3 protein-coding genes are annotated in these 18,053 nt (G+C 41.5%); all 3 read left to right on the top strand.

Features of this window, described 5'->3' with window-relative positions; genetic code table 11:
- Nucleotides 1-59 precede the first annotated feature (59 nt).
- The gene (locus NSTCB13_RS35890) at nt 60-5,888 is read left to right on the top strand and encodes an AAA family ATPase (protein WP_448275758.1); all 5,829 of its coding nucleotides are present in this window, start codon (nt 60-62) and stop codon (nt 5,886-5,888) included.
- A 73-nt stretch (nt 5,889-5,961) separates the two neighbouring features.
- Complete coding sequence (locus NSTCB13_RS35885; RefSeq protein WP_448275756.1) at nt 5,962-11,832, top strand: trifunctional serine/threonine-protein kinase/ATP-binding protein/sensor histidine kinase; 5,871 nt, start codon at nt 5,962-5,964, stop codon at nt 11,830-11,832.
- Nucleotides 11,833-11,945: 113 nt separating this feature from the next.
- On the top strand, nt 11,946-17,906 hold the full coding sequence (locus NSTCB13_RS35880; RefSeq protein WP_448275754.1) for an AAA family ATPase: 5,961 nt from the start codon (nt 11,946-11,948) through the stop codon (nt 17,904-17,906).
- The last annotated feature ends 147 nt before the right edge of the window (nt 17,907-18,053 follow it).

The following is an 18,053-nucleotide window of genomic DNA, read 5'->3' as shown; positions in this document are numbered from 1 at the left end:
ATCAAACACTCAATATATCTGGGAACACTATATCTATAAATCGTCATTCCTTCAGCAGTATGGTCAACACTCTTGTTAGGATTCCCGGATATCACATAACTGAAGAACTCTACAATGGTTCGAGAACCCTAGTTTATCGAGGGTATCGGGAAGCTGACTCCTTACCAGTAACGATCAAACTGCTGAAAAATCCCTATCCCAGTTTTGGCGAACTTTTGTCGTTTCGCAATCAGTACGCCATTGCGAAAAATCTCAACTCACCGTTAATCGTCCAAAGCTACAGCCTCCAACCCTATCAAAATGGCTATGCGCTGGTAATGGAATTTGGGGGGATTTCTCTCAAAGAATGGCTCCTCAGCCAAAGCCGACAATCTCTACAAGAATTTTTAGAAATTGCGATCGCCCTGTGTGACACCTTAGATTTACTCTACCGCGAGCGCATTATTCATAAAGATATCAAACCTAGCAATATATTAATTAATCCCGAAACCAAACAAATTAAATTAATCGACTTTAGTATTGCATCTTTGCTACCACAAGAAACGCAGACAGTAATCAATCCTAATGTATTAGAAGGGACACTTACTTATATTTCCCCCGAACAAACAGGCAGAATGAATCGGGGGATTGACTACCGCACAGACTTATATTCACTCGGCGTAACTTTCTACGAATTACTGACGGGAGAATTACCTTTTGCATCAAACGATCCGATGGAGTTGGTGCATTGTCATATTGCAAAACTTCCACCGCTAGTATATGACATTAACCCACAAATCCCATTTGTACTCTCGGAGATTGTCAAGAAATTAATGGCGAAAAACGCCGAAAATCGATATCAGAGTGCGTTGGGATTAAAGTTTGATTTAGAAAATTGTTTAGAACAACTGCAAGAAACTGGGGAAATTCACAAGTTTGAAATAGCAACTAGGGATGTGTGCGATCGCTTCATCATTCCCGATAAACTTTATGGCAGAGACATGGAGGTTCAAACTCTCCTGCAAGCATTTGAGCGAGTCAGTCTTGGCGCAACAGAAATGATGCTGGTTGCTGGGTTTTCGGGGATTGGCAAAACTGCTATTGTCAACGAAGTGCATAAGCCGATTGTCAGACAACGCGGCTACTTTATCAAAGGCAAATTTGACCAGTTTAACCGCAATATCCCGTTGAGTGCCTTTGTACAGGCATTCCGAGATTTAATGGAACAATTGTTAAGCGAAACTGATGAGCAACTGGCGCAGTGGAAAGAGAAAATCCTCTGTGCTTTAGGTGAAAATGGGCAAGTCCTAATTGAAGTTATTCCCGAACTAGAGCAGATTATCGGCAAACAATCAGTAGCCCCAGAACTCAATGGTAGTGCCGCCCAGAACCGCTTCAACTTGGTATTTGTGAAATTCATTGCCGCGTTAGCTACACTAGAACATCCGTTAGTGATGTTCTTCGATGACTTGCAGTGGGCAGATTCAGCCTCATTGAAGCTCATGCAAGTGTTGATGAGTCAAAGCGAGGTGGATTCCCTGCTAACAATCGGGGCATACCGAGATAACGAAGTCTTTCCCAGCCATCCCCTAATGCTGACACTGGAGGAGATGAAGAAAGCTGAGGCAACTATCAGTACCCTTACCCTCGCCCCGTTAAGTCAATCTCAGATCGATTGTTTGGTTGCCGACACCCTCAGTTGTTCCACAGTTCTAGCACAACCCCTAGCAGAGTTAGTCTATCAAAAAACCAAAGGCAATCCCTTCTTTGCTACCCAATTTCTCAGAGCTTTGCATCAGGAGAACTACATTACATATAACCTGGAAGTTGGACACTGGCAGTGCGATATGGTGTCGGTGAAATTGCTCTCGCTTACTGATGATGTGGTTGAATTCATGGCGCAGCAATTACAAAAGTTGCCACAAGCCACTCAAGAGATACTGAAGCTGGCTGCTTGTGTGGGGGCACAGTTCGATTTGGAAACATTGGCGATCGTTTCCGAACGATCGCCAACCAATGCAGCCACAGCATTGTGGAAAGCTTTGCAGTTAGGCTTAATTTTACCCACGAGTCAGATTTACAAGTTTTTTCAGGATGCCCAAAAGTCCCAAGGGGAGACAGTTAATCCGACCTATCGGTTCCTGCACGATCGCGTCCAGCAAGCTGCTTATTCTCTGATTCCTGACGATCGAAAGCAAGCGACTCATCTCAAAATTGGGCAATTGCTGTTGCAAAATACCGCACCTGAAGCCATAGAACTGAATGTTTTTGATATTGTTAATCAGTTGAACAATGGAATTGCTCTGATCGATCGGATCGGCGATCGCTATGAGTTAGCGCAGTTGAATCTGATCGCTGGCAAAAAAGCAAAAGTTTCCACAGCTTATAAGGCAGCCATTAAATACTGTGCGATCGGCATGGAAATCCTTCCGGAAGATAGTTGGCAGACTGCCTACGATCTCACATTTCAGCTTTATCGGGAATGTGCAGAGTGCGAATACATTACAGGACGCTTTGACGAAGCAGAACGACTCTTCCATCAGGCATTACAGTACGTCGAGAATAAATTCGAGCTAGCAGAGATTTATGGACTGCAATTAGCCCTGAGATCCAATCAGGGAGAGAATTTACTCGCCGCTTATGAGGCTGCACTGAGTGGCTTGAGTGTTATGGGGATGAGCATTCCGGCAACTGATGCAGGTCAGCAAGCGCTGATTGAAAGCATACTCAAGGAGATCCGCGTCAAACTGGAAACTGTACAACCCGCAGATTTATTCGATCTGCCTGCGATGACCGATCCGGCGAAGAAGGTATGTATGTCAATCCTCCCCGATCTCTGGGGGGCTGCTTATGTCGGTGGCAATCAAGCGCTAACAATTCTCAGTATCCTGTTAATGGTTCAGACTTCCTTCACCTATGGCAATGCCGAAAGTTCGGGCTGCGCTTACTGTTTGTATGGGATGATGCTGACAATTCAAGGAGACTATCGCAGTGCTTATGAATTCGCTACCTTGGGGCGAAAGCTCGATCGCCAATTCAATAGCGCCAAGTTCATTCCCAAAACCAATAACGTTTTTGGTCATACAATCAATCCCTACAACAGGCCACTGGTTGAAAACCTCGCAGTTTACCAACAATCTCTTCAGATTAGTTATGAAACAGGTGATATTGGATTTGGCATCTGGGCAGTAGTATGTCTGATTTGGACGATGCTGTTGAAGGGTGATTGCTTATCAGAGGTGTATGCCGAAACCGAGAAATACTTGAGCTATGTGCAACAAGTAAATAACGCGAACATGACGCTGACATTTAACCTCCAGCAGCAATTTCTGTTGCACCTGCAAGGTTTGTTGGCCGAACCCGATCTGCTAGTCGATCGCGGCGATCGCCAGATTGTCTGTCTTGATGCTTGGCAGAAGAATAATTTTGAAGCTGGGATCAATTGGTATTGCTTCTTGAAACTCCAGCTATTGTACTTGTACGGTCGCTATGCTGATGCCCTGGAAGTTGCTGCGATTGCTGAAAAAACCCTGGCTTCTAATCTTGGTCTGTTTCCGATTATTTTATTCCACTTCTATTACCCGCTGAATTTAGCCGCGCTTTATCCCCAAGCAACCCCAGAGAATCAACAGCACTACTGGGATGTGATGCAGCAGCACCGCCAGCTTCTAGAAACCTGGACTAAGACCTGTCCAGAGAACTTTTTGCATCAATCGCTGTTGCTTGGGGCTGAAATGGCAAGAGTTTCTGGTAATTACGCAGATGCGATCGCCTGTTACGATCGCGCCATTATCGCCGCCAAAGAAAATCACTTTACCCAAATTGAAGCTCTTGCCAACGAACTAGCAGCAAAGTTTTACCTGGAATGGGATAAGGAGCGGATTGCTCAGGAGTATATGATTCAAGCTTACTATGGCTATGTTCGTTGGGGAGCCAAAGCCAAAGTCGCTGATTTAGAAAAATGCTATCCTCAACTACTTGCTGCGATATTACAGCAAACCCGTTCTCCCGTTTCAATTAACGAAACCATTTTCGCTTTGGGGAGCGTTACATACACCAGTTCGGCCACTTCTAGCAGCAGTTCTGATTCCCTAGATTTAGCCGCTATTCTCAAAGCTTCCCAAACTCTCTCAGAGCAAATCGAACTTGAAAAACTGCTTTCATCGTTGCTGAGAATCGTCATCGAAGATGCAGGGGCCGATAAATGCGTGTTAATGCTGTTGCGAGACGATCGCTTGTTGGTCAAAGGGTTGATTGTTGAGGGGTCACAACCAATTGTATTGCAGCGCATTCCCATTGAAGAAAGCCAGGATATTCCCCTGAAGCTGATTTACAAAGTCAAGCACAACAGGCAGACTGTTGTCCTAGTGGATGCGACAGCAGATCCCACCTTGGCCAACGATCCGTATATTGTTCGTCAACAGCCGAAAAGTATCTTGTGCAGTCCAATTTTGCATCAAAGCAAGTTGATGGGCATTTTATATCTAGAAAATAATTTAGCAATGGGAGCATTTACCAGCGATCGCGTCGAACTGCTGAATTTAATCTGCGCTCAAGCCGCCATTTCTCTGGAAAATGCTCGACTCTACGAACGTTCCTTAGAATATGCTCAACAGTTAGAGCGATCGCTTGTCGAATTGAGTACGAGTAACTCTCGCTTTGAGAAACTTGTAGACAACGTGCCTGGGGTTGTTTATCAGTACCAGATATCTGCTAATGGTGCAATGTCTCTCACCTATATGAGTAGAGAATGTTATGAACTATACGAAATTACAGCCGAACAAGCGATCGCTAATGTGCAGCTGCTCTTGGAGAGAATGCATCCAGATGATGTCGCAAGCTACCAGCAGTCTGTTATTGACTCAATGCAAACCTTAACTGATTTTGACTGGTCAGGGCGAATTATTACACCATCTGGGATGATTAAATGGATTCACTGCCAAGCCCGAATAGAACAAAAAGCCGATGGAACTATAGTTTGGGATGGATTCTTGTTGGATATTAGCGAACGCCGAAAAGCAGAACTTGCTTTAGAGGAAAAATCGCTCTTATTACAACAGGCGCTAACCGATTTGCAAAACGCCCAATTACAAACGATCCAAAGTGAGAAAATGTCTGCTTTGGGTAACTTAGTTGCTGGTGTTGCTCACGAAATGAATAATCCTTTGGGCTTTATTGCTGCTAGCCTGCAACAAACTAAACCCGTTATTGCCGATCTTACCGAACACCTGAAACTCTATCAAAAAACTTTCCCAAATAGCAGTGAGGAAATTATTGACCATGCCGAGCAAATTGATTTGGAATATAGCTTAGAAGACGTATCTAAGGTAATTGAATCGATGGCGATGGCGTGCAACAGGCTGAAAAAAATCAGCACTTCACTCTGCACTTTTTCTCGTGCCGATCGAGATTATAAAGTGCAATTTAATCTTCACGAAGGTATTGATAGTACCCTTCTTATTCTCAAACATCGCCTCAAAGCTAATCAACAACGTCCAGCTATTGAAGTGATAACTAACTACGGTAATTTACCGCAAATTGAATGTTTTCCTGGCCAATTAAATCAGGTATTTATGAATATTATTGCCAATGCTATTGATGCTTTAGAAGAGTCGAATATTGGACGCAGTTTTCAAGAAATTCAAACCAACCCTAATTGCATTACAATTAATACTTCACTTGCAGATAGTGTTGTAAAAATTACCATTGCTGATAATGGCAAAGGAATAAGTGAATCAGTTAAACAAAAGATTTTTGACCATTTATTTACTACAAAAGCTGTGGGGAAAGGAACGGGGTTGGGGTTGGCGATCGCTCGACAAATCGTTGAATCAACCCACGGCGGTAAATTGAGTTGCAACTCTGTTCTTGGTGAAGGTACAGAATTTGTGATTGAATTTCCAGTGTAATTTTTGGCTCGTTTAGTAAACAACTTCAGACATCTGGGAATACTAAATCCGGAAGTCTTAAAGATTTAGCAGTATGGTTAGCACTCTTGTCAATATTCCTGGATACAAGGTTAGCGAAGAACTCTACAATGGTTCTAGAACCATTGTTTATCGAGGGTATCGAGAGACTGACTCATTACCTATAGTTATTAAACTCCTGAAAAATCCTCATCCGAGTTTTGGCGAACTCTTGTCGTTTCGGAATCAGTACACCATAGCTAAAAATCTCAACTCACCGCTAATAGTCCAAACTTATAGCCTAGAACCCTATCAAAATGGCTATGCGCTAGTGATGGAAGACTTTGGCGGGATTTCTCTCAAGGAATGGGGAATCAAGGGAAGGCGACAATCTCTACAAGAGTTTTTAGAAATTGCGATCGCCCTGTGTGACACCTTAGATATACTCTACCACGAGCGGATTATTCATAAAGACATAAAACCTAGCAATATTCTCATTAATCCCGAAACCAAACAAGTTAAATTAATCGATTTTAGTATTGCATCTTTACTACCACGAGAAACCCAAACGCTAGTCAATCCCAATATCTTAGAAGGAACACTCGCTTATATTTCCCCAGAACAAACAGGCAGAATGAATCGGGGGATTGATTACCGAACTGATTTTTATTCTTTGGGTGTGACATTTTACGAGTTACTTACAGGAAATTTACCTTTTGCATCAAACGAGCCAATGGAATTGGTGCATTGTCATATTGCTAAACTTCCACAAATTTTAAAAAATAGAGAAGATATTCCCCAAGTTATTTGCGATATTGTGATGAAATTGATGGCAAAAAATGCCGAAGATCGATATCAAAGTGCCTTGGGAGTCAAGTTTGATTTAGAAAATTGCTTACATCAGCTACAAGTTGATGGCGAAATTCAGTGTTTTGAAATTGCTCGTAGGGATGTGTGCGATCGCTTCATCATTCCTGATAAACTTTATGGACGAGAAACCGAAATATCAACTTTACTCCAAGCCTTTGAGAGAGTCAGCCTTGGTGCAACAGAAATGATGCTGGTAGCAGGTTTTTCGGGAATTGGCAAAACTGCGGTTGTTAACGAAGTTCATAAACCAATTGTTCGCCAACGCGGTTATTTTATCAAAGGCAAATACGACCAATTTCAACGAAATATTCCCTTCAGTGCATTTGTACAAGCATTCCGAGATTTAATGAGGCAATTATTAACCGAAAGTGATGCACAAATTCAGGAATGGAAAAGCAAGATTTTAGATGCTGTTGGGGAAAATGGACAGGTAATTATTGAAGTCATCCCCGAATTATCAAAAATTATTGGCGAACAACCACCCGCTATAGAATTATCAGGAACGGCGGCGCAAAACAGATTTAATTTATTATTTCAACAATTTACCCAAGTTTTTACCAGTGTTAAACATCCATTAGTGATGTTTTTAGATGACTTGCAATGGGCAGATTCGGCATCATTGAAGTTAATGCAGCTATTAATGGCTGATACAGGTCATCTTTTGTTAATTGGTGCGTACCGCGATAATGAAGTAAATGCAGCACATTCATTAATGTTGGCTTTGAGTGAAATCAAAAAAAACAAAGCGACGATTAATACAATTACGTTAGCACCACTGAGTCAACTAAAAGTGAATCAGTTAGTTGGTGACACACTTAAATGTACAGAAACTTCGGCATGGACTCTTTCTCAATTAATTTATCAGAAAACTCAAGGAAATCCGTTTTTTGCAATCCAGTTTCTCAAAGCATTACATCAAGAAAATCTTATTCAATTTAATATTGAGTTAGGCTGTTGGCAATGTGACATTACCCAAGTGATGACTCAAGCCGTTACAGATGATGTTGTTGCCTTTATGGGTTTTCAATTGCGAAAACTACCGCTATCAACTCAACAGGTGTTACAGTTAGCTGCTTGTATTGGGAATCAGTTTGATTTAGCAAGTTTGGCAATTGTTTCTAAACAATCTCAAATCGAAACGGCTGCGACTTTGTGGAAAGGATTACAAGAAGGGTTGATTTTACCGAACGGTGATGTTTATAAATTTTATATTGGGCAAGAAAGTCTTGCACGTACACCGGAAAATATTCAGACTGTTACATATAAATTTTTACACGATCGCGTCCAACAAGCCGCTTATTCTCTGATTCCCGATGACCAAAAACAATTGACGCACTTAAAAATTGGGCAATTGCTTTTAAGTGTAATGAGCGAGACGGAAAAAGAGGAAAAAATCTTTGAGATTGTCAATCAATTAAATAAAGGAGCCGATTTAATTGTTGCAGAAATTGAACGTGAGGAATTAGCAAAGCTAAATCTAGTTGCTGCCCAAAGAGCTAAATCTGCAACCGCTTACGTCGCAGCAATTGAATACGCCACTAAAGGGATACAACTTCTCACAACAAATTGTTGGCAGCAATGCTATGAACTAACGTTAGCTCTGCATGATTTAGCCGCAGAAGTAGCCTGTCTGAGCGGTGATTTTAGGCAAATGGAGCAGATAGTTGACGAAGTAGTGCAAAATGCCCGTCAATTACTAGATAAAGTGAAGGTCTATGAAGTAAGAATTTTGGCCGAGGTGGCCCAGAGTCAACAGCCCAAAGCTATTAAAACCGCTCTTTCGACTTTGGAATTATTTGGAGTATTGTTTCCAGAACAGCCGACTGACGCAGATATTACTGAAAGTTTGCAGCAGACTCAAGATGTCTTAAAAGGAAAACATTTAGAAGATTTCTTGGAACTGCCGGAAATGACAGACTTCCAAGCCCTGGCAACAATCCGAATTTTAGCGGCGGTGACAGCAGCAGTTTATCAAGCGGTTCCAGAATTACTGCCATTAATCGTGTGTAAGCAGATTAGGTTATCAGTAGAATACGGTAATGCTGCGGTATCAGCACAGGCTTATGCTTGGTATGGAGTCATTTTGTGTGGTATTGGAGAAATAGATTTAGGCGATCGCATTGGCGAACTGGCAATGGGACTACTATCACGCTTCCAAAGCAAAGAATTTAAAGCCAGCACGATTAACATGGTTTATCCCTTCGTGAAGCCTTGGAAACATCATATTCAAAATTCACTCGCTCCTTTACTCGACGGATACCACAGCGGTCTGGAAATGGGTACTTTAGAATATGCTGCCTACTGTGCCTACAATTACTGTTCGCTTTCCTATTTTCTCGGAAAAGATTTGTCAATCTTAGAACCAGAGATGAAGGTTTACAATCAGGCATTGGCTCAACTCAAACAGGAAGTTGCTCATAATTATTTGAGAGTCTTTTACCAATCCGTTTTAAATTTACTCGCCGAGAGCAAGTGCCCTTGGGAAATTCAAGGTGTAATCTATGACGAACAAATCATGTTGCCCTTGCATCAAAAGGCAAACGATCTTTACGCAATGGGAACACTGTATATCAATAAATTAATTCTTTGTTACTTGTTTAATGAGTGGGAACAAGCTATCAAAGTGGCGGCTGATGCCAAACAATATTTAAGTGGAGTATCCGGCTGTTTTATGGTTCCGGTGTTTCACTTTTACGATTCATTGACTCATCTAGCGATGTTACCCAACGCTCAAGGTAAAGAATGCCTCCCCCAGCAAGTTGTTGACAACCAGAAAAAGCTCGAACAATGGGCAAACCATGTACCCAAAAACCATTTACACAAATTTTATTTGGTTGAAGCAGAGCAGTATCAGGTATTGGGGCGGATGTATGAAGCAATGGATTACTACGATCGCGCGATCGCTTCTGCCAAAGAAAACGCATATATCCAAGAAGAAGCACTAGCGAATGAACTTGCTGGCAAATTTTACCTCAACTGGGGGAAAGAAAAACTCGCCCAAGCATATATGCAAGAAGCATATTACTGTTACGCACGTTGGGGGGCAAAAGCCAAAATTGCCGATCTGGAAAGACGCTATCCGCAACTGCTAGCCCCTATCCTCCAGCCAACCCATTCTCCTTTCTCCACTAACGAAACAATCTTCTCGTTAGCAAGTGTTACACCAACGAATTCCGGCACTTCCCACAGTAGTAGTGTTTCTGTTGCTTTAGATTTAGCTGCTATTCTCAAAGCCTCTCACACTCTTTCCGGCGAAATCGAATTTGAAAAACTGCTTTCATCGTTGCTTGAAATCGTCATTGAAAATGCTGGGGCTGATAAATGCGTGTTTATGCTGTTGCGAAACGATTCGCTAGGCGATACCAAAGGCGAACATCTGCTAATTAAAGGGTCAATTACCGTGGGGATGCAGCCAGTAGTGTTGCAACGCCTTCCCGTTGAGGACAGTCAAGACATTCCCCTGAAGCTGATTTACAAAGTGAAGCACGATAGACAGACTGCTGTAATATTTGATGCGAGTGCCGATCCGACCTTAGCCAACGACCCCTATATCATGCGTCAGCAGCCAAAAAGTATCTTGTGTACCCCGATTTTGCATCAAGGTAAATTGATGGGCATTTTATATCTAGAAAATAATCTAGCAACGGGGGCGTTCACAAAAGATCGCGTCGAACTGCTGAATTTACTCTGCGCCCAAGCGGCAATTTCTTTAGAAAATGCCCGACTTTATGAGCGATCGCAGCAATATGCCCAACAGCTAGAGCGATCGCTTGATAAGTTGAGCGCCGCCCAGTCTGGCTTGCAAGCATCCCAGCAACGACTCCAGCTATTGGTTCAGCAAACTCCATTGGCAGTTATCGAGTGGGATACCAATTTTCACGTTACTGACTGGAACCCAGCCGCAGAAAGAATCTTTGGCTACAGCAAACAAGAGGCTTTGGGTCGTGACTTCAAATTCATCATTCCTGAAATAATTCAAGCAGAAATGGAGCGAGTCAGCGTCGAAATTATATCCCAGCAGGGCGGCAATTACAGTATCAATGAAAATGTAACAAAAGATGGTAAAATTATCATTTGTACTTGGTATAACAATCCGCTTGTAAATGCAGATAACGAGTCAATCGGAGTTGCTTCCCTAGTAGATGATATTACAGAACAGCAAACTGCGCTACGCGAACGCAAAGTTGCCGAAGCCCAACTTCAACAAAAAGCACAAGAGCTAGAAACTGCTTTACAAAACCTGCAACAAGCACAATTACAAATGGTGCAAACTGAGAAAATGTCTGCACTAGGCAACTTAGTTGCTGGTGTAGCTCACGAAATGAATAATCCCCTTGGTTTTATTGCTGCTAGTCTTCAACAAGCTAAACCTACTATCGCTGATATTGTTGAACATCTCAGACTATATCAAGAAAGTTTACCCAACAAAAGCGATGAAATCGAAGACCACGCCGAAGAAATCGACTTAGATTATAGCTTAGAAGACTTGCCCAAGATGATTGATTCTATGTCTATGGCGTGTGACAGGCTAAAGAACATCAGCACCAGTTTGAGAACTTTCTCTCGTGCCGATCAAGACTACAAAGTACCTTTTAATATCCACGAAGGCATTGATAGCACTATTCTCATTCTCAAACATCGTCTCAAGGCCAATGACCAACGTCCGGCGATTCAAGTTGTTACCAACTACGGTAATTTACCTCAAGTAGAATGTTTTCCCGGTCAATTAAATCAGGTATTTATGAATATTTTTGCTAATGCTATTGATGCATTGGATGAATCTAATCATGGACTCAGCTTTGAAGAAATTAAAGCCAATCCTAACTGCATTACAATTACAACCTCAGTCGAAAATAATCTAATTAAAGTTTCCATTACTGATAATGGCAAGGGAATGAGCGAATCAGTTAAACAAAAAATATTTGACCATTTATTTACGACGAAAGCTGTTGGTAAAGGGACGGGTTTAGGGTTGGCGATCGCTCGTCAAATCGTTGAAGAAACCCACGGTGGAAAATTAAGTTTTAACTCGATTCTGGGTCAGGGTACAGAATTTATGATTGAAATTCCGGTATGAATTTCGGACACTTTTTGTTTGCGTCGCTAAATCTTTAAAATTTCAAGTCGTGAAGCGACGGGTTCGCTTGATATCTGGGAACACTATATCTGGAGTCTTAAAGATTTAGCAGTATGGTTAGTACGAGAGTCAATATTCCCGGATATCAGGTTAGCGAAGAACTCTACAATGGTTCTAGAACCATCGTTTATCGAGGATATAGAGAGACTGACTCATTACCTGTAGCGATCAAACTGCTGAAAAATCCTTATCCGAGTTTTGGCGAACTCTTGTCGTTTCGTAATCAGTACACCATAGCGAAAAATCTCAACTCACCGCTAATAGTCCAAACCTATAGCCTAGAACCCTATCAAAATGGTTATGCGTTGGTAATGGAAGACTTTGGGGGGATTTCTCTCAAGGATTGGGGACTTGTACTGAGCGTTCGCGTAGCGTCTCGAAGAGAAGCCGAAGTAGTGGGGAAAAGCTTAGAATCTTTAATGGAGTTTTTAGAAATAGCGATCGCCCTGTGCAACATCTTAGATATATTGTATCGCGACCGGATTATTCATAAAGATATCAAACCCGCCAATGTTTTAATTAATCCAGAAACCAAACAAGTTAAATTAATTGACTTTAGTATTGCATCGCTATTACCACGGGAAACTCAAACACTGATGAATCCCAATGTCTTGGAAGGGACACTTGGTTATATTTCTCCCGAACAAACAGGAAGAATGAATCGGGGGATTGACTACCGGACTGATTTCTATTCTTTAGGTGTCACTTTTTACGAGCTACTTACGGGTGAGTTACCGTTCCATTCAAACGATCCGATGGAATTGGTACATTGTCATCTAGCAAAACTTCCACCACTTTCAGGGGATAGAGAACAGGGGACAGGGAATAGAGAAGAGATTCCCCAAGTTCTCTGTGATATTGTCATGAAATTGATGGCAAAAAATGCTGAAGACCGCTATCAGAGTGCATTAGGACTGAAATTTGATTTAGAAACTTGTTTATCTCAACTCCAAGAAACTGGTGAAATTAAGCATTTCCCAATTGCTCAACGAGATGTGTGCGATCGCTTTATTATCCCTGATAAACTGTATGGACGAGAAACAGAAGTAGAAACTCTCCTGCAAGCATTTGAGCGCGTTAGTACAGGTGCGACAGAAATGATGCTGGTGGCTGGTTTTTCGGGTATTGGGAAAACCGTTGTAGTTAACGAAGTCCATAAACCAATCGTCAAAAAACGCGGTTATTTTATCAAAGGGAAATATGACCAATTTCAACGAAATATTCCCTTTAGTGCTTTTGTGCAAGCCTTCCGCGATTTAATGGGGCAATTATTAACCGAAAGCGATGCTCAAATCCAGCAATTTAAAACCAATATCTTAGCGGCTGTAGGTGATAACGGACAGGTGATTATTGAAGTCATCCCCGAATTAGAAAGAATTATTGGTCAGCAACCACCTGTTACAGAATTATCCGGAACTGCTGCTCAAAATCGGTTTAATTTATTATTTCAAAAATTTACCCAAGTTTTTACTAGTGTTGAACATCCATTAGTGATGTTTTTAGATGATTTGCAATGGGCAGATTCAGCATCATTGATGTTAATACAGTTATTAATGGCTGATACCAAACATCTTTTTTTAATTGGTGCTTATCGTGATAATGAAGTGAACCCAGCACATCCATTAATGTTGACTTTGAATGATATCCAAAAAACAGCAGCCACAATTAATACAATTACTTTAGCGCCTCTGAGTCAATTGCAAGTGAATCAATTAGTTGCTGATACACTTAAATGTACAAAAGATTTGGCATTACCTGTTTCTCAATTAGTATTTCAGAAAACTCAAGGTAATCCGTTTTTTACCATACAGTTTCTCAAGGCATTACACCAAGATGGATTAATTAAATTTAACTTTGAATCAGGATATTGGCAATGTGATATCACCCAAATAAATCAGCAAGCAGTTACAGATGATGTTGTTAATTTCATGATATGTCAATTACAAAAACTGCCTGATTCAACTCAAAAGGTGTTGCAGTTAGCTGCTTGTATTGGCAATCAATTTGATTTAGAAAATTTGGCAATTGTTTCGCAAGAATCAGAAATTGAAACGGCTGCAAGTTTATGGAAAGCTTTACAAGAAGGGTTGATTTTACCGATTAGTGATGTTTATAAGTTTTATCATGATTCGTCATTGGTCATTGGTCAGTGGTCATTAGAAAAGAGCGAACGAATGACAAAGGACATAGACGCGCTAGCGGCTTCCCGCAGGGTAGGACAAAAGACAGCTTATTATAGATTTTTACATGACAGAGTACAACAAGCTGCCTATTCTCTAATTCCTGATAACCAAAAACAAGCAACTCACCTCAAAATTGGTCAATTACTTATACAAAATTCTTCTCAAATAGAACAAGAAGAAAAACTGTTTGATATTGTTGGGCATTTGAATTTAGGGCAAGAGTTGATTGTCCAATCAAACGAACGAGAAGCCTTGGCTCGGCTTAACTTAGCAGCAGGAGATAAAGCGAAAAATTCCACCGCTTATGCTGCTGCTAGAGTCTATTTACAAACTGGAATTGAGCTACTTACAGCGAATAGCTGGCAAGATCGATATGAATTGACCCTGAGTCTCTATGTTGCCGCCACCGAAGCCGCCTACTTGAATGCTGACTTTGATGGCATGGAACAGATCGCAGTACAGGTGTTGAAATCAGCCCAGACGATTTTAGACAAAGTTAAAATTTACGAAATTCAAATTGCTGCCCAGACAGCCCAGACCAGAATATTAGAAGCGATCGCAGTTGGCAGAGATGTACTCTTTCAATTGGGGGTTGAACTCCCCACTGCACCTGACGAAGCCAAAATTAGCAAAGTACTACAGACTGTAGCCAGCCTTCAAAGCGGCAGAGAAATTGAAGAATTAGTCGATCTACCTGTCATGAGCGATTGCCAGACTCAGGCAGCCATGCAACTCTTAGGAATATTATTTTCACCGATTCTACAGGCAATGCCCGGATTACTGCCCATACTGAGCGCAACGATGGTGAGTTTATCACTTGAGTTTGGGAATGCACCTGCATCAACGGTGGGGTATATGATTCACGGTATGGTGTTGTGTGCCTTTTTGTCAGAAGTGAAAACAGGCTATAGCTTTGGGCGATTAGCAATGAATTTGCTTGACCGATTTAATGTCGGGGAATTCAAGTGTAAGATTCTACTTCTGTTTGCGGCCTGGATTCAACATCATCAGGAATCTCTCAGGGCAACGATGCTGACGATGAAAGATGGCTATGCAACTGGTATGGAAACTGGTGATTTTCTCAACGCTGGCTACAACTCGCTCAATTACTTCATTGCCAAACTTTTTGCTGGGGTAGAACTGGACATTTGGGAACCCGAAATAGCAGGTTACAGGGCTGTCTTAGTGCAGGTAAAACAACATTCTGCCCTGAGTTATTTGGATATGGTGCAGCAGACTGTGGAGAACTTGAGGGAAGCCCGTATTCTGTCGGATTGCTTAATTGGCACTGCCTACAATGAAACGGCGATGCTTCCTAAGCACCATCAAGACAAGGATCTCTCGGCGATCGCTATTGCTTATACTTACAAACTGATGCTTGCCTACATTTTTGGTAACTACACGGCGGCCCTAAACCATAACGCCCAAGCCAAACAGTATTTGATGGCAGTATCAGGCATGATTTTTATTCCCATTTTTCATTTCTATGCAGCCCTGACGCATTTAGCGCTCTTGCTGGCACAGCCAGAGCCAAAGCAAGCCGAATTTCTCGCTTTGGTAGAAACCCATCAAACCACTTTGCACCAATGGGCGCAAAATGCTCCCATGAATCATCTACATAAATGGCATTTAGTTGAGGCTGAAAAACAACGAGTGTTGGGCAATAAAGCAGAAGCACTTGAACATTACGATCGCGCCATCTCCCTCGCCAAAGAAAACGAATACGTTAACGAAGAAGCACTTAGCAATGAACTAGTAGCCAAATTTTATCTCGACTGGGGTAAAGAAAGAGTTGCCCAAGCATATATGCAAGAAGCATACTACTGTTACGCTCGTTGGGGTGCAAAAGCCAAAATAGAAGACTTAGAAAAACGCTATCCCCAACTACTCCAATCGATTCTGCAACAGCAACGAATCAACTTCAATACCTTAGAAACTATTAGCTTTCGTGGCACTTCCTCATCTACTCGCACTTCTACCACTGGCAGTACTGGTATTTCCCAGACATTAGATTTTACCTCTGTTCTTAAAGCCGCTCAAGCTATCTCCGGTTCTCTGGAATTAGATCAACTCATTGCCAACTTGACCCAGATTATCCTAGAAAACTCTGGTGCCAAGAAAGTTGTACTAATTCTTCCCCAAGATGAGGATACTGCCGGGCGGGGGGAACCCTTATTGAAGAAAGTATCTGGCGATCGTTGGCAAGTTAGGGCAATTACTTTTATTAATCATAACCAAATACAAACCATTCTAGAACCACAATCACTCGTTAATTGTCAAGAGATTCCCGCAAAAATTATCAATTACGTCAAAAATACTCAACAAACAGTTGTTATAGACAATTGCAAAACAGATATTATTGGGTTGATTGGGGAATATATGCAGCGAACACAACCCCAGAGTGTATTATGTACTCCGATTCTTAATCAAGGGCGTTTAGTAGGGATTCTTTACCTAGAAAATCAACTAACGCAAGGGGTATTTACTAGCGATCGCCTTTCTATTGTAAATTTCCTCTGCACTCAAGCTGCAATTTCTTTGGAAAATGCCCAGTTATATAATCATCTCCAGGAACGAGAAAAGTTCCTCAATAGTATTTACGAAGGTGTTGGCTGTCTTATTTTTGTGACTGAGATCCGGGATGATGGCAGGTATGAGTACACAGGATGGAGTAAATCTTGCGAATTAGCGGTTGGTATACCTGCTTCTCAAGTGCTAGGTAAAACTCCGCAAGAAATAATGGTTCCTGACGAAGGTGTAGCAGTCGAGCAAAAATATTTGCATTGTTTTCAAACCGGAAAACGCATCACCTATGAAGAATGTTTAACATTTAATGACCAGAAAATTTGGTGGTTAACCACACTCAGCCCTTTAAAAGATGAGACGGGCAAAGTTTATCGTATAGTTGGGACAACGATTAATATTAGCGATCGCAAACAAGCTGAATCAGCAGTTACAGAAAAATCTCAAGCACTCGAAACAGCCTTAGAAGATTTACAGCAAGCGCAATTACAAATTATTCAAAGTGAAAAAATGTCAGCATTGGGTAATTTAGTTGCTGGTGTAGCCCATGAAATGAATAATCCTTTGGGCTTTATAGCTGCAAGTCTCAAACAAACTAAACCCACTATTGCTGATGTTGTGCAACACTTGAAACTTTATCAAGAAAGTTTACCTAATCCGGGTGCTGAAATTATTGACCATGCAGAAGAAATTGACTTAGATTATAGTTTAGAAGATTTACCCAAGGCAATAGATTCAATGGTGATGGCGTGCGATCGCCTGAAAAACATCAGCACTAGTTTAAGAACTTTCTCCCGTACCGATCGAGATTACAAAGTGCCATTTAAAATTCATGAAGGAATTGAAAGTACAATTTTAATTCTCAAACATCGCCTCAAAGCCAATGAGCAACGTCCAGCAATTGAAGTAATAACCGATTATGACAGGTTGCCTGAAGTTGAATGTTTTCCTGGACAATTAAATCAGGTATTTATGAATATCCTAGCTAATGCCATTGATGCCTTAGATGAGTCGAATACTGGGCGGAATTTTGCAGAAATCCAAAAAAATCCTAACAAGATTACAATTAAAACCTCATTGCAAGACGATCGGGTTACAATAACGATTGCTGATAATGCTAATGGCATGAATGAAGCAGTCAAGCAAAAGATATTCGATCATTTGTTTACAACAAAATCTGTGGGAAAAGGAACGGGTTTAGGATTAGCGATCGCCCGTCAAATTGTTGAAGAAACCCACGGTGGAAAATTAAGTTTTAACTCGGTTCTGGGTCAGGGTACAGAATTTATGATTGAAATTCCGGTATGAATCTCGGACACTTTTTGTTCGCGCCGCGTCTCCTAGAGAAGGGATGGGATTAGCGCCGATTTTCTTTGACTCTAAATCTTGAAAATTTCAAGTTGTGGAGCGACGGGTTCGCTTTATATCTGGGAACACTATATCTGGAGTCTTAAA

The organism is Nostoc sp. DSM 114160, from assembly GCF_053470305.1.
This window is presented reverse-complemented; position numbering and strand designations above follow the sequence as displayed.

Coding starts and splice junctions, on each gene's coding strand:
- NSTCB13_RS35880 (WP_448275754.1), top strand. CDS start 11,946: ATGGTTAGTACGAGAGTCAATATTCCCGGATATCAGGTTAGCGAAGAA.
- NSTCB13_RS35885 (WP_448275756.1), top strand. CDS start 5,962: ATGGTTAGCACTCTTGTCAATATTCCTGGATACAAGGTTAGCGAAGAA.
- NSTCB13_RS35890 (WP_448275758.1), top strand. CDS start 60: ATGGTCAACACTCTTGTTAGGATTCCCGGATATCACATAACTGAAGAA.